Origin of the sequence: Rhodovulum sp. YNF3179 (assembly GCF_050586465.1) — a bacterium.
Lineage (GTDB): Bacteria > Pseudomonadota > Alphaproteobacteria > Rhodobacterales > Rhodobacteraceae > CAJXYS01.
In genome coordinates this window covers 122,386-135,420 of the sequence record NZ_JBOCEG010000006.1, presented here as the reverse complement: position 1 = coordinate 135,420, position 13,035 = coordinate 122,386, and the positions used below count along the sequence as shown (strand labels likewise).

Annotated in this window: 13 protein-coding genes; 7 read left to right on the top strand and 6 right to left on the bottom strand. The window is 70.5% G+C overall.

The window, feature by feature from the left end:
* Nucleotide 1: 1 nt before the first annotated feature.
* On the bottom strand, nucleotides 2–907 hold the full coding sequence (locus tag ACQ5SP_RS12330) for a LysR family transcriptional regulator (protein WP_430938681.1): 906 nt from the start codon (nucleotides 905–907) through the stop codon (nucleotides 2–4).
* Nucleotides 908–1,015: 108 nt separating this feature from the next.
* Here ACQ5SP_RS12330 and ACQ5SP_RS12325 point away from each other — a divergent pair, with 108 nt between their 5' ends.
* From ACQ5SP_RS12325 to ACQ5SP_RS12305, 5 genes are all read left to right on the top strand, one after another.
* Nucleotides 1,016–1,168, top strand: a complete 153-nt coding sequence (locus tag ACQ5SP_RS12325) for a DUF1127 domain-containing protein (protein WP_430938680.1) — start codon at nucleotides 1,016–1,018, stop codon at nucleotides 1,166–1,168.
* A 123-nt stretch (nucleotides 1,169–1,291) separates the two neighbouring features.
* Nucleotides 1,292–3,043 carry a PHA/PHB synthase family protein gene (locus tag ACQ5SP_RS12320; protein ID WP_430938679.1) on the top strand — a complete coding sequence of 584 codons (1,752 nt, stop codon included), beginning with the start codon at nucleotides 1,292–1,294 and terminating at the stop codon, nucleotides 3,041–3,043.
* A gap of 140 nt (nucleotides 3,044–3,183) precedes the next feature.
* Nucleotides 3,184–4,227, top strand: a complete 1,044-nt coding sequence (locus tag ACQ5SP_RS12315) for a cytochrome-c peroxidase (RefSeq protein ID WP_430938678.1) — start codon at nucleotides 3,184–3,186, stop codon at nucleotides 4,225–4,227.
* Nucleotides 4,228–4,301: 74 nt separating this feature from the next.
* Entirely contained in the window at nucleotides 4,302–5,426 is a 1,125-nt protein-coding gene (locus tag ACQ5SP_RS12310; RefSeq protein WP_430938677.1) for a DUF4147 domain-containing protein, read from the top strand.
* Between the two features lie 45 nt (nucleotides 5,427–5,471).
* A complete protein-coding gene (locus ACQ5SP_RS12305; protein WP_430938676.1) occupies nucleotides 5,472–6,452 on the top strand; it encodes a threonine dehydratase in 981 nt (326 codons plus the stop codon).
* A 123-nt stretch (nucleotides 6,453–6,575) separates the two neighbouring features.
* Here ACQ5SP_RS12305 and thpR read toward each other — a convergent pair whose 3' ends face one another.
* The 4 genes from thpR to ACQ5SP_RS12285 are packed head-to-tail and all read right to left on the bottom strand — an operon-like array spanning nucleotide 6,576 to nucleotide 10,770.
* Nucleotides 6,576–7,115, bottom strand: coding sequence for an RNA 2',3'-cyclic phosphodiesterase (thpR, locus tag ACQ5SP_RS12300; RefSeq protein WP_430938675.1), 540 nt, complete (start codon nucleotides 7,113–7,115; stop codon nucleotides 6,576–6,578).
* Nucleotides 7,112–8,215 (bottom strand): acetoin utilization protein AcuC, encoded by a 1,104-nt coding sequence (locus ACQ5SP_RS12295; RefSeq protein ID WP_430938674.1) that lies wholly within the window; start codon nucleotides 8,213–8,215, stop codon nucleotides 7,112–7,114. Before ACQ5SP_RS12295 ends, thpR begins: the two co-directional genes overlap by 4 nt.
* Complete coding sequence (locus ACQ5SP_RS12290; protein WP_430938673.1) at nucleotides 8,212–8,730, bottom strand: glutathione peroxidase; 519 nt, start codon at nucleotides 8,728–8,730, stop codon at nucleotides 8,212–8,214. The genes ACQ5SP_RS12295 and ACQ5SP_RS12290 overlap by 4 nt, the downstream gene beginning before the upstream one ends.
* A gap of 60 nt (nucleotides 8,731–8,790) precedes the next feature.
* Nucleotides 8,791–10,770: an AsmA family protein gene (locus tag ACQ5SP_RS12285; RefSeq protein WP_430938672.1), complete on the bottom strand. Its 1,980-nt coding sequence runs from the start codon at nucleotides 10,768–10,770 to the stop codon at nucleotides 8,791–8,793.
* A 109-nt stretch (nucleotides 10,771–10,879) separates the two neighbouring features.
* Here ACQ5SP_RS12285 and rimO point away from each other — a divergent pair, with 109 nt between their 5' ends.
* Together rimO and cutA are read left to right on the top strand one after the other, a co-directional pair.
* The gene (gene rimO, locus ACQ5SP_RS12280) at nucleotides 10,880–12,271 is read left to right on the top strand and encodes a 30S ribosomal protein S12 methylthiotransferase RimO (protein ID WP_430938671.1); all 1,392 of its coding nucleotides are present in this window, start codon (nucleotides 10,880–10,882) and stop codon (nucleotides 12,269–12,271) included.
* A 42-nt stretch (nucleotides 12,272–12,313) separates the two neighbouring features.
* The gene (cutA, locus tag ACQ5SP_RS12275; RefSeq protein WP_430938670.1) at nucleotides 12,314–12,631 is read left to right on the top strand and encodes a divalent-cation tolerance protein CutA; all 318 of its coding nucleotides are present in this window, start codon (nucleotides 12,314–12,316) and stop codon (nucleotides 12,629–12,631) included.
* A gap of 6 nt (nucleotides 12,632–12,637) precedes the next feature.
* On the opposite strand, the gene ACQ5SP_RS12270 is transcribed toward cutA, so the two are convergent.
* Complete coding sequence (locus tag ACQ5SP_RS12270) at nucleotides 12,638–13,003, bottom strand: YigZ family protein (RefSeq protein ID WP_430938669.1); 366 nt, start codon at nucleotides 13,001–13,003, stop codon at nucleotides 12,638–12,640.
* Between the last annotated feature and the right edge of the window lie 32 nt (nucleotides 13,004–13,035).

The window sequence follows — 13,035 nt, the reverse complement described above, 5'->3', positions numbered from 1 at the left end:
CTCAGCGCCCGGCGGCATGCGCCAGCAGATCGGCCACCGCCGCGCTCTGGGCGGCGCGCGGGCCGCGGCCCGGCCAGACCAGCCGGCGCTGGAACGAGAGCCGCGGCCCGTCCCCGGCGATCTCGACCAGGGCGCCGGCGCCGAGATGGCTTTCCAGCACGGCCTCGCTGGCCAGCAGCACGCCCTGCCCGGTGATCGCGGCCTGCGCCGCGACGAGGCCGAGGCCGAAATGCACGCCGCGATCCGCCTCTGCCGCCGGGAACCCGGCGGCGGCGAACCAGTCGCGCCAGCCGGGATAGACGTTGTCACCCATCGAGGGGTCGATATGCAGCAGCGGCAGCCGCCGCATCACCCCCGGCGCCCGGGTGTTCGCGATCCCCTCCAGCAGGTCCGGCGCACAGGCCGGGACAATCCGCTCGGGCGGAAACGCCACCGTCTCGAGCCCGGCCGGGATGTCGGCGCTGTAGCTGATCGAGAGATCCACCGCCTCGTCCAGCATCGCGCCCAGCGGCACCGGCGCGACGATCCGCACCTCGAGCCCCTCGACCGCGGCGCGCAGCGCGGGCAGCCGCGGCGCAAGCCAGAGCGCCGCGAAGGACGGATCCGCCGCGACGGTGAAACTCTGGTGCAGGCTCTCGGTGCGCAGGCGCTGCATGCCCTGGCGCAGCGCCTCGAAGCCCCGGTCGATATCCGGCAGGGCGCGCTCGGCCGCGCGGGTGACCTGGACACCGTTCCCGGCCCGGGTCACGAGCTTGACCCCCAGCCTGTCCTCGAGATGACGGATCTGGTGGCTGACCGCCCCGGGGGTCACGCCCAGCCGCTCGGCCGCACCGCTGAGGCTGCCGGCCCGCGCCACCGCGGCAAAGGCCCGGAGCGCCGAGAGAGGCAGGTCGCGAAGTGCGGTCATCTTTTAGTTTTTCTCAATATATTTCGAGCCGATCTCGATAGCATAGCGTGATCCCTGTGCCTATCTTTTTCAAGGCATTCAAAACCGGGACACGAAAGGACCGCCGCCATGATCTCCGCCCTGAAACTGCTGCGCCGCTACCGCGACCGCCTGCAGACCCGCAACCAGCTCTACCGCCTCTCGGCCCATGAACTGGAGGATATCGGCCTGGCGCGCGGCTCTATCGACGAGGTGACCGACCGGATCGCCAGCGGCCGCTGAGGGCATCTCCGCATCCGGGGATTGAGGCAGTTCGCCGCGGCCGGCGGGCCGGGTCTGTCATTTTCCCGTTACCCGGGCGATGGCATCACGCGGCCAGACGTGACCGACCGAAAGGACTGCCCCATGCGCGAGACCAGCCCCCGCCCCGCCAGTGCCGAGACCCCGGCCGGCCTCGACGCGCTGGCCAGTCGCTTCGACCGGCGGATGCACGCGGCCGTCGCGCGCATGACGGGGGGACTCTCGCCGGTGGCGCTCAGCCAGGTCTACCTGGACTGGGCGCTGCATCTCGGCTTCTCGCCGGGGAAATGCGCGCAGCTCGCAGACAGCGCCGGTGCGCGCTGGCTTACCTTGATGAACGATCTCGGGCGCGACATCGCCGGGCAGCCGGAAGATCCGGGCGACAAGCGCTTCCGCGACCCGGCCTGGCAGCGCTGGCCCTATAACCTGCTCTATCGCGGTTTCCTCGCCCAGCAGGACTGGTGGCAGGAGGCCACGACCGGCATTCGCGGCATGAGCGACCAGCATGACCGGGTCGCCTCTTTCGCGGCGCGCCAGCTGCTCGATACCATGTCACCTTCGAATTTCTTCTGGACCAACCCCGAGGTGCAGCGCCGCACGGTCGAGGAAATGGGCGCGAACCTGGTCCGCGGCGCCGGGCACCTGGCCGAAGACGCCACCCGCATCGCCGCCGGCGAACGCCCTGACGGCACCGGCGAATATGCCGTGGGCGAGAACCTCGCCGTCACGCCGGGCAAGGTGATCTACCGCAACGCCCTGATCGAGCTGATCCAGTACGCCCCCGAGACGAAGACGGTGCATCCCGAGCCGGTGCTGATCGTGCCGGCCTGGATCATGAAATACTACATCTTGGATTTGTCGCCGCACAACTCGATGATCCGCTACCTGACCGGACAGGGCTTCACCGTCTACGCGATATCGTGGTGCAATCCGGGCCCCGAGGACGCCGATCTCGGCATGGAAGACTACCGCGCAGAGGGCGTGATGGCCGCGCTCGACGCCATCGGACAGGTGCAGCCGGGCCGCAGGATCCACGCCACGGGCTACTGCCTGGGGGGTACGCTCCTGTCGATCGCGGCGGCGGCGATGGCGCGGGACGGCGACGACCGGCTGGCCAGCCTGAGCCTGCTGGCCGCGCAGGTCGATTTCACCGAGGCGGGCGAACTGACGCTCTTCATCGGGCCGAGCCAGCTGGCCTTCCTCGAGGACATGATGTGGGACCAGGGCGGGCTCGACCCCGCGCAGATGGCCGGCACCTTTCAGCTGCTCAGGTCGAACGACCTGATCTGGTCGCGGATTCTCAAGGAATACATGATGGGCGAGCGCACCAGCCCCAGCGACCTCATGGCCTGGAACGCCGACGCGACACGCATGCCCTACCGCATGCACGCGGAATACCTGCGCCGGCTCTTTCTGGACAACGATCTCGCGGAGGGCCGCTACGAGGTGGACGGCCGGCCGGTCTCGGTCACCGATATCCGCCGGCCGATCTTCGCCGTCGGCACCGAGAAGGATCACGTGGCACCCTGGCGCTCGGCCTACAAGATCGCTCACCTGACCGACACCGAGGTGACCTTCACCCTGACCAGCGGCGGCCATAACGGCGGCATCCTGTCCGAACCCGGCCATCCCCGGCGGCGCTACCGCGTCTGCACGATGGCCGATCACGCGCCCTATGTCGATCCCGACAGCTGGTTCGCCAGCGCCGCCATCAAGGACGGTTCGTGGTGGCAGGAATGGTCCCGCTGGCTCAAGCGCCGGTCGGGCCGGCGGGCCGCGCCGCCGCCCATGGGCGCGCCCGATGCGGGCCTCGCGCCGCTCTGCGACGCGCCGGGCACCTATGTCTTCCAGGAGTAAAGGTAAGGTTAACCCTACCTATCCTTAAGATACTAAAATTGGTGAATTTTCCGGCCCGAATTTGCGCTGGATCAAGGCCGCCGCGGGGGCAGACGGCATGCTCGGAACCGGGAAACGCGTAACCGAGTCCGGAGACCCTCATGAGACATATCCTCCCTGCCTTCCTGGTGACCACCTGCCTGGCCGGGGCGGCCTCGGCCGAGGCCCTGCGCGACGACGCGCTGGACTATTTCGAGCCGCTGCCCTCCACCATCCCGCAGATCGCCGACAACCGCGTGACGGAAGAAAAGATCGAGCTCGGCAAGGCGCTGTTCTTCGACCCGCGGCTCTCGGCCTCGGGCGTGTTCAGCTGCTATTCCTGCCACAACCTCGCCACCGGCGGTGACGACAACCAGGAAACCTCGATCGGCCACGGCTGGCAGAAAGGTCCGCGCAACTCGCCCACCGTGCTGAACGCGGTGCTGAACGAGGCCCAGTTCTGGGACGGGCGCGCCGAGGACCTCAAGGCCCAGGCCAAGGGGCCGATCCAGGCCGGCGTCGAGATGGCCAACACGCCCGAGAACGTCGTCGTCACGCTGAACTCGATGCCCGACTACGTCGACTGGTTCGAGGCCGCCTTCGCCGAGGAAGAGGCGCCGGTCACCTTCGACAACATGGCGCGCGCGATCGAGGCCTTCGAGGCCACGCTGATCACCCCGGCGCCCTTCGACGCCTATCTCAACGGCGATGACATGGCGCTGAACGCCATGCAGAAGGACGGGCTCCAGCTCTTCATGGACAAGGGCTGCGTGGCCTGTCACAGCGGCGTCAACCTCGGCGGCGAGGGCTACTATCCCTTCGGCCTGATCGAGAAGCCCGGCGCCGAGGTTCTGCCGCCCGACGACAAGGGCCGCTTCGCCGTGACCGACACCGTGGACGACGAGTATGTCTTCCGCGCCTCGCCGCTGCGGAACGTGGCGCTGACCGCGCCCTATTTCCATTCCGGCAAGGTCTGGGACCTGAAGGTCGCGGTGCAGATCATGGCCGAGTCGCAGCTCGGCGCGGCGATCACCGACGACGAGGCCGACAAGCTGGTGGCCTTCCTCGACAGCCTCACCGGCCGCGCGCCGGACGTGACGGTGCCGATCCTGCCGGCCGAAACCGCCGCCACCCCGCGCCCGACCGCCGAGGTCATGGCGCAGTAAGCGCGGCGACGGCCTGAAAGATCGGCGGCGCCGGGGGCTTGGCCTCCGGCGCCGTTTCTGTCCAAATGCGCGCCATGAGCGCGCTCTCCGCAGAAAACACCCTGCGCCGGATCTGGCAGGCCGGGGTGGACGCCGTGCGCGGCGATACCGCCGTGGCCGCGGCGCTGGCCTCCGACGCGCCGCCGCGGCCCGACCGGATCCTCGCCGTCGGCAAGGCCGCCGTGCCCATGGCCCGCGCGGCGCTGGCCCGCTACGCCGCGGTGCCGGCCCTCGCGGTCACCAAGTACGGCCACGGTACCGGCGCGCCGCCAGGGCTGACCGTCCTCGAAGCCGCCCACCCCGTGCCCGACGCCGCGAGCCTCGCGGCCGGCCGTGCGCTTTACGATGCGGTCGCGGCGATGTCCGCGGACGAGACGCTGCTTCTCCTGGTCTCGGGCGGCGCCTCCGCGCTGGCGGAATGCCCGGCCGAAGGCGTGTCGCTCGACGATCTCGCGGCAGAAAACGCCCGCCTTCTGGCCGGCGGGCAGGACATCCACGCCATCAACGCCCGCCGGCGCGCCTTGTCGCGGATCAAGGGCGGCGGGCTCCTGGCGGCTTTCGGCGGCGCAGGGGCGACCGTGCTCGCCATCTCGGACGTGTCGGGCGACGACATCGCGGTGATCGGGTCGGGGATCGGGCAATGCCCCGCCGCGGCGGGGGGCACCTGCGAGACCCGCATCGTCGCCTCCAACGCCATCGCGCGCGACGCGGCCGCGGCGGCGGCCCGCGCGGCCGGGCTCGCGGTTCATGTCAATGCCGAGGATCTCTACGGCGAGGTGGAACTCCTCGCCCGCGCGCTGGGCCCGCGACTGCGGGCGCTGCCGCCGGGCGTGGCCATCCTCGGCGGGGAACCCACCGTGACCCTGCCCCCGGACCCCGGCCGCGGCGGGCGCAACCAGGCGCTGGCACTGGCGCTGGCGCGCCAGATCGCGGGCGAGGCCGGGCTGACGCTGCTGGTGGCGGGCACCGACGGCACCGACGGGCCGACGCAGGCCGCCGGCGGGATCGTCGACGGCGCCAGCTGGGCACGCGCCACCGGCGGGGCCGAGGCGCTCGCCCGCGCCGATGCGGGCCGCTGGCTCGCCGCGCAGCGCTGCCTGTTCACCACCGGTCCGACCGGCACCAACGTGATGGACCTGATGATCGCGCTCAGGGGCTAGGGGCCCGCCCCCGTGCCGCCCCGGCGTCCCAAAGAAGGAGGCAGAATGGCCAAACCCGTTTTCGACCGCGTCGCCCTTGAGAACGCCACCGCGCTCGTGCACAGCCAGATGCCGCCCACGCCGCAATATGCCTGGCCGACCCTGTCGAACCGGCTCGGCGCCACGGTCTGGGTCAAGCACGAGAACCACACGCCCACCGGCGCCTTCAAGATCCGCGGCGGCATCACCTTCATCGACTGGCTCCGCCGCACCCATCCCGAGGCGCGCGGCATCGTCACCGCGACCCGCGGCAACCACGGACAGAGCCAGGCGCGCGCGGCCCGCGCGGCAGGGCTGCGCGCCAAGATCTTCGTCCCCCACGGCAATTCGGTCGAGAAGAACGCCGCCATGCGCGCCTTCGGCGCGGAGCTGGTGGAGGTGGGCGCCGATTTCGACGCCGCGCGCGAGGCCGCCGGCCGGGCGGCCGCCGAGGAAGACCTCTTCATGGTGCCGCCCTTCCACGAGGAACTGATGCGCGGGGTCGCGACCTATGCCTTCGAGCTTTTCACCGTCAAGCCCGATCTCGACACCGTCTACGTGCCCATCGGATGCGGCTCCGGCATCTGCGGGGTGATCACGGCGCGCGACGCGCTCGGGCTCGGGACCAGGGTGGTCGGCGTCGTCTCCGAGCACGCCCAGACCGCCAAGCTCTCCGTCGAGCGCGGAACGCTCACGCCGACCGAGAGCGCGGCGACCTTCGCCGACGGCATGGCGGTACGGGTGCCCGTGAAGGCGGCCTACGATATCTACGCCACGGGCGCCGAGCGCATCGTGACGGTCAGCGACGACGCCGTGGCCGAGGCGATCCGGGTCTATTTCCAGGACACCCACAACCTGGCCGAGGGCGCGGGCGCGGCGCCCCTTGCCGCGTTGATGCAGGAACGCGCACGGATGCAGGGCAAGGAGGTGGGCGTGATCCTGTGCGGCGGCAACATCGACACGGACTGGATGCGCACTGTGTTGTCGGGCGGCACGCCGCGCGTCTGAGCCGCTGCGCGGCGAGTCCATGCCTCCGGCGGGGATATTTCCGCCACTTGGAGGATGCCGTTCTCCAAGTGGTCCAAATATCCTCGCGCGCATCGCGCGCGAAACCCGGCCCGGCGGGCCGGGTCACCCGGTCAGCGGGTAGCGCGCCAGTTCCGTGTAGCGCGCCGCCTTGCGGCCGAGCGTCGCCTCGTAGAGCCGAAAATCCGCGACCTCGAATTCCGGGCCGCGATGGGCGGCGTGACCGGCGATGAAATGCTCCAGCGCGATCCGGTCCACGCGCCCGCCCGGCCGGGCGAGCGTCACGTGCGGGACGAAGCGGCGCTTCGCCACCGTCACCCCGGCGCCGCGGGCCGCGGTCTCGAGCTTCGCCTGCAGATGGCAGAGCGGTTCGGTCCCGGAGATGCCGGCATAGACCGCGCGGGGCAGGTCGCCGCCGAAAACGCCCACCCCCGCGCAGTGCAGCGAAAAGCCCGGCGCGGCGACCCGGCGGAAGGCGGCATCGGCATCTTCCAGCACCGGCTCGGGAACCTCGCCCAGGAAGACCAGCGTGACATGCATGTTCTCGGGCGGCACGGCGCGGCCGACAGGCAGTGCCTGCTGCAGGAGCGCGAGATCGGTGCGTGCCGCCTCGGGCAGGTCTATGGCCACGAAGGCCCGCATCATGCCGTCACCGCGGCGATACGCGTCCGGATCTCGGGCCGGATCGGGCCGGGGCGCGGCGCATCGGCCAGCGTCTCCATGAGCGACGGCGCCGGGGGGCGGCTCCGGGCGCGCGACCAGTTGAGCGCGCGCAACACCGCCTGCGCCGACCCGGGCAGGCGGTCGGGGATCTCGTGGCCCGCCAGCGTCGCCCAGACGCCGGTCCACGCCCGCCCGACCGACCAGGGATTGTAGCCGCCGCCGCCCAGCACCAGGAAGCGCGGCGCCAGCGGGCGGAGCGCCGCGACCACGCGCCACAGCGCCCCGTTGGAGAGCGTCAGCCGCGACAGCGGATCCTCGGCGAGCGCGTCGGCGCCGCATTGGAGCACCACGGCCTCGGGCCGGAAATCCGCGACGAGCGGCAGGATGGCGCCGTCGAGGATCGCGTCCATCTCGCTGTCGTTCAGCCCCGCAGGCACCGGCATGTTGCGCGCAGCGCCGCCGGCCCGGTCCTGCAGCGCCCCGGTGAAGGGCCAGCGCCGTTCCTCGTGGACCGAGATCATCCGGATCTCGGGATCACCGTCGAAGGCCATTTCCACACCGTCGCAGTGATGGGCATCGACGTCCACATAGGCGAGCCGCCGGATACCCTGCGCGCGGAAGGCCTTGAGCGCCAGGACCGGGTCGTTGAGATAACAGAACCCGTTGGCGCGATCGGGCAGGCCGTGATGGGTCCCCCCGCCGGGGTTGTAGACCACCCCGCCGTCGCGCAGCAGCTCGGCCGCCAGGATCGAGCCGCCGGCGGCCGTGGCCGGGCGGCGGAACACCTCGGGGTAGACCGGGTTGGAATGGGTGCCGAGGTGATGGCGGGCGCGCACCTGGTCGCTGACCGACTGGGTCCGCTCCGCATCCTGGAGCGCGGCCAGGTACCCCGGCGTGTGGAAGGCTGCCAGCGCGGCCGGCTTGGCGCGCGGACTGGCGACGTAGCGGTCCCGCGGCAGCCAGCCGAGCGCGCGCGCGAGATCCATCACCGTGGGCACCCGCGGGATCGCCAGCGGGTGCCAGGTTCCGTAGCTGGAGCCGCGATAGATCTCGGACCCGATGAAGAGCGGCGCCGCGGTCACTCTGCCAGCAGCGCCTCAATCCGGCGCGTGACCTCGGGCGCGGTCGGCTTGGTGGCCGATCCCCAGCTTTCCACCGGCAAGCCGTCGGGGCCCAGCAGCACCTTGTAGAAGTTCCAGCGCGGCGCGATGCCGTGATCCGTCCTCAGCCATGCATAGAACGGATGGGCATTCCGCCCGCGCACATGGGTGATGTCGGTCATCGGCAGATCGAGGCCGTAATTCAGCTCGCAGAAATCCTTGACCTCGGCGGCGCTGCCGAGCTCTTGCCGGAAGTCGTCGGACGGCACGGCCAGCACGACCAGCCCCTTGTCGCGGTAGCGATCGTAAACCGCCTGGAGATCGGCGTATTGATCGGTGAAGCCGCAGAGCGAGGCGGTGTTGGCCACCAGCACCGGGCGCCCGGCATAGTCGGTCAGCGACAGCGTGCCGCCATCGATCGAGTCGAAGCTGAACTCCGCCGCGCGCAGCGGCAGCGCCATCAGGGTAAGCGCGACGAGCGTGACGATGATCCGCATCCGTGTCTCCTCCGCCTGTGTGACGAAGTAGCTATGGCGCGGGCGTGCCGGATCAAGCCGTCAGTTTCCGCCGCCGAGGAAGTCCAGCAGTTTCTTCCTGGCCTCGTCCTCGATCCTGTCGCGCACGGCATCCTCGAGCGACTGCCCCTCCTCGACCGGGCCGATCTCCTCTTCGATCTTCTCGCGGACACGGCCGCGGAGGTCTTCCTTGACCTGCTCCTCGTCGAGACCCGTTTCCTGCTCGATCAGGCCTGCGAGATCGGGGCGGAACTTCGGATCGTCCCAGCTGCCGGTAATGACAACGGGAATCCTCACGCCCCCGGTCGATTCCGTGCCGTCGCGGTTGGCAAAGGCGACCGGCACCACGCGGTAATCGAGGCGCCGCGCCCCGATATCGACGGTGCCCGCGCCGGTGGCCTCGGCGAGCGGCGCGACGAAGAGCAGGTCTTCGTTGGACAGCACCCCGTCGGAGATCGTGAAACTCGCGGTGACCGCGTCGAAGATCGTCTTGGAGCCGGGCCCCCTATAGGAGGTGTCGAAATTGCGCAGCATGCCGACAAGGTCGAGCCCCAGCAATTCCCCCTTGCCGATCGACAGGCGCCCGCTGCCCGAAAGCGACCGCATGATCGCGGCCATCGAATTGCCGACGCCGAGGAAATCGACCTCGCCGTCCACCGCGCCGATGAGCCGGTCATACTCCGCGGTGGCCGTCAGAAAGGGCTGCAACTGCAAATCGGCGACCGTCAGATCGCCGCCCACCGAGAGGCCGCCCCGGCCATTCACCACGAACTGCCCGCCGATCCGCCCGCCATAGGCACCGATCTCGGTGATGTCGAAAACGAGCCTGGACCGGTCGAGCCTTGCCACGAGATCGGTGCGGTCGAGGCTGATGTCGCCCAGCGCGACGCGCCCGGCGCTCAGGGCGATCTCGGCATCCAGCGCGGCAAGCGCGCTGACGTCGATGGGCGCATCGGACCAGCCGCCACCGTCTTCGTCGGCCCGGCCATCCGCGCCGCCGCCGCCATCACCCGCCAGCGCCCCAAGCTCGAGCGCCTCGGCGCCGAGCCGTGCGACCAGCCGCGGGCGCGGCTCGGCGAATGTCAGGTCGGCCTCTCCCCGCAGCGTGTTTCCCGCGGCAGAGAGCTCGGCACCGCGCAGGGCAAGCCCGGCCTCGGTATAGGTCAGCTCACCCGACAGCGCCGCGCTGCGTCCAAGCCCGGACGGCGGTGCCGGCGGTTGCTGCCCCAGCGCGGTCAGCAGCGCCGGCCAGTCACCGAGATCGGCGCGCAGACGTCCCTCGGCCGCCACCGGCGCGGTCCCCGCCCGTCCGTCGAAGGTGACGCTGTTGGGCCCGATCTCGAGCCGGGCACTGACCGCGCGCAGATCGCCCGCCAGGAACCCGGCGAAACCGTCGATGGCCGTGCTGAACGCGGTCTCGGCGCCGTTCAGGACCGCCGTGCCGGAAATCTCGGCGCGGCCGGCGGCCTCTGGCAGCGCCGCGGTCAGCTCCAGATCCGTCAGCACCGCCTCGGTGCCGGTCGCCGCGTCGGTGAAGTGCAGCTCGCCCCCGGCGATCACCGCCTCGTCAAGCGTCAGGGCGGCCGCCCCCCCGCCGTCGTCGGCCGGGGCGGCCGGCGGGGCCGCCGGGGCGGCTTCGCCGCCAAGGTTCCAGTTGGCCCGGCCGTCGGCCTCGCGGCGCAGCCGGATGCGGGGCGCGGTCAGGCGCAGTTCCTGGATCGCGATCTCGCCCCGGATCAGGGGGCCGGGCTTGAGCCCGATGGTCAGGGCCTCGGCCGCGACCATGGGCCCCGCGCCCGCCCAGGGCGCATCGGAGATCGTCACCGGCCCGGTCCGAACCCCGACAACCGGCCAGAGCGTCGGGCTGACGCCGCCCGAAAGATCGAGCACACGGCCCGTCGCCGCCTCGAAGCGGCGCTCGGCGACCTCGGCGATGCGATCCGTCGGCATGAGCAGAAGCCCCGCGCCGGCGATCAGCGCGAGCGCCCCAAGGATAAAGACCAGGCGAAGCAGCCAGCGCATCCTACGGCCTCCGGGAAATGCGTGCGTGGTCCAGACTAAGGTGCCGGGCGGCGTGCCCACAAGTGCGAAGGGCCTTTCGCGGGCGCGGAGGGGCCTCTATATGGCAGGCATGAGCACCAATCCGCCCGACCTGCGCCCCGACATCGCCCCGGCCGCCCGACTGACCGCGACCCGCCGCCCCGGCCAGCCGACCATCGGCATGGTCTCGCTCGGCTGCCCCAAGGCGCTGGTCGACAGCGAGCGGATCCTGACCCGGCTCCGTGCCGAGGGGTACGCGATCTCCGCGGAGTATTCCGGCGCCGACGCGGTGATCGTGAACACCTGCGGCTTTCTCGACAGCGCCAAGGCCGAGAGCCTCGAGGCCATCGGCGAAGCGCTGGCCGAGAACGGGCGCGTCATCGTCACCGGCTGTCTGGGGGCCGAGCCCGGCTACATCACCGGCGCGCATCCGACGGTGCTGGCGGTGACCGGGCCGCACCAGTACGAGCAGGTTCTCGACGCGGTCCATGACGCGGTGCCGCCCGCGCCCGATCCCTTCGTCGACCTGCTGCCGGCCTCCGGGGTCAGCCTGACACCTCGCCACTATAGTTATTTAAAGATTTCAGAGGGCTGCAATCACAAGTGCAAGTTCTGCATTATCCCTGACATGCGCGGCCGGCTGCAGTCGCGGCCGGCGGGCGCGGTGCTGCGCGAGGCCGAGAAGCTGGTCGAGGCGGGGGTGCGCGAGCTGCTCGTCATCTCGCAGGACACCAGTGCCTACGGCGTCGATCTCAAGCATGCGGCGAGCCCATGGAAAGACGGCGAGATCCGCGCCCATATCACCGACCTTGCCGGGGCGCTCGGGGATCTCGGTGCCTGGGTCCGGCTGCACTACGTCTATCCCTACCCGCATGTCCGCCAGCTGATCCCGCTGATGGCCGAGGGCAAGGTCCTGCCCTATCTCGACATTCCCTTCCAGCACGCCCATCCCGACACGCTTCGGCGCATGGCGCGGCCGGCGGCGGCGGCGAAGACGCTGGACGAGATCGCCGCCTGGCGTGCGATCTGCCCCGAGATCGCGCTGCGCTCGACCTTCATCGTGGGCTACCCGGGCGAGACCGAGGAAGAATTCCAGACGCTCCTCGACTGGCTCGACGAGGCCCGGCTCGACCGCGTCGGCTGCTTCAAATACGAGAACGTCGCAGGCGCCCGCTCGAACGCGTTGCCGGGCCACCTGCCCGAAGAGGTCAAGGAGGAGCGCTGGCATCGGTTTATGGAAAGAGCCCAGACGATATCAGCCGAAAAACTGGCCGGGAAGGTTGGAAAACTGCAAGAGGTGATCGTCGATTCCGTCGATGCCAAGGGCGCGACCTGCCGCACCAAGGCCGACGCGCCCGAGATCGACGGCTGCCTCTTCATCGATGCCGGGTTCGAGTCGCTCAGCCCCGGCGACATCGTGACCGTCGAGGTCGACGAGGCCTCCGAATACGATCTTTGGGGGCGCTTGCCGGAACGCGGGTGACATGCTTTCCTCTCTCCGACGCGATCAGAGAGCGGAGGCCCCATGCCCCACCCTGTCGAACTGCACGTTCCCTGCCCCGACGCGGCGACCGGCGCCGCGCTGGCCAGCGCGGCGATCGCGGCCCGGCTCGCCGCCTGCGCCAATCTTTCGGGGCCGGTGACCAGCCATTTCCACTGGCAGGGCAAGATCGAGAACGAGGAAGAACGGATCCTGAGCTTCAAGACGCGCTCGTCCTGCGTCGAGGAACTGGTGGCGCTGATCCGCGACCGCCATCCCTATGACCTGCCCGCCATCACCTGGTCCGAGATCGCGGCCGACCCCGACACCGCCCGCTGGATCGCGGAAGAGACCGGCGACTGAGCCGGCTCAGTCGCCGAGCCGGTCGAGATAATAGGTCACCGCATCCTGCACGCGGCGGAACCGGTCGCCCCCGAGTTTCACGCCCCCGTACCAGCGGGTCACCACGACGACGTGGTTGGTGCGGCCCGCCCGCTCGAGCATGCGCAGGATCACCATCCCGGCGCCCGCCTCGCCATCGTCGTTCTTCACCGGCTCGGGCGAGCCGTCCGCGTCGAGCAGCACCGCCCAGGTATTATGCGTCGCCTTGGCGAATTTCTTGTTTTTCTTGAGCGTCTTGACGAAAGCCTGCGCGGCGGCCCGGCTGTCGGCCGGCCCGCCGGAAACCGCGTATTTCGAGCCGCGGTCGGTCAGGACATTCTCGAAGACCCGCATGCCGCGCGTCTAGCGCATGGGGGCGCCGGGGA

Bases quoted from the DNA above. Each gene is read 5' to 3' on its own strand.
- thpR (WP_430938675.1), bottom strand. From the start codon at position 7,115: ATGATGCGGGCCTTCGTGGCCATAGACCTGCCCGAGGCGGCACGCACC.
- ACQ5SP_RS12315 (WP_430938678.1), top strand. From the start codon at position 3,184: ATGAGACATATCCTCCCTGCCTTCCTGGTGACCACCTGCCTGGCCGGG.
- ACQ5SP_RS12325 (WP_430938680.1), top strand. From the start codon at position 1,016: ATGATCTCCGCCCTGAAACTGCTGCGCCGCTACCGCGACCGCCTGCAG.
- ACQ5SP_RS12305 (WP_430938676.1), top strand. From the start codon at position 5,472: ATGGCCAAACCCGTTTTCGACCGCGTCGCCCTTGAGAACGCCACCGCG.
- cutA (WP_430938670.1), top strand. From the start codon at position 12,314: ATGCCCCACCCTGTCGAACTGCACGTTCCCTGCCCCGACGCGGCGACC.
- ACQ5SP_RS12270 (WP_430938669.1), bottom strand. From the start codon at position 13,003: ATGCGGGTCTTCGAGAATGTCCTGACCGACCGCGGCTCGAAATACGCG.
- ACQ5SP_RS12310 (WP_430938677.1), top strand. From the start codon at position 4,302: ATGAGCGCGCTCTCCGCAGAAAACACCCTGCGCCGGATCTGGCAGGCC.
- rimO (WP_430938671.1), top strand. From the start codon at position 10,880: ATGAGCACCAATCCGCCCGACCTGCGCCCCGACATCGCCCCGGCCGCC.
- ACQ5SP_RS12285 (WP_430938672.1), bottom strand. From the start codon at position 10,770: ATGCGCTGGCTGCTTCGCCTGGTCTTTATCCTTGGGGCGCTCGCGCTG.
- ACQ5SP_RS12320 (WP_430938679.1), top strand. From the start codon at position 1,292: ATGCGCGAGACCAGCCCCCGCCCCGCCAGTGCCGAGACCCCGGCCGGC.
- ACQ5SP_RS12330 (WP_430938681.1), bottom strand. From the start codon at position 907: ATGACCGCACTTCGCGACCTGCCTCTCTCGGCGCTCCGGGCCTTTGCC.
- ACQ5SP_RS12290 (WP_430938673.1), bottom strand. From the start codon at position 8,730: ATGCGGATCATCGTCACGCTCGTCGCGCTTACCCTGATGGCGCTGCCG.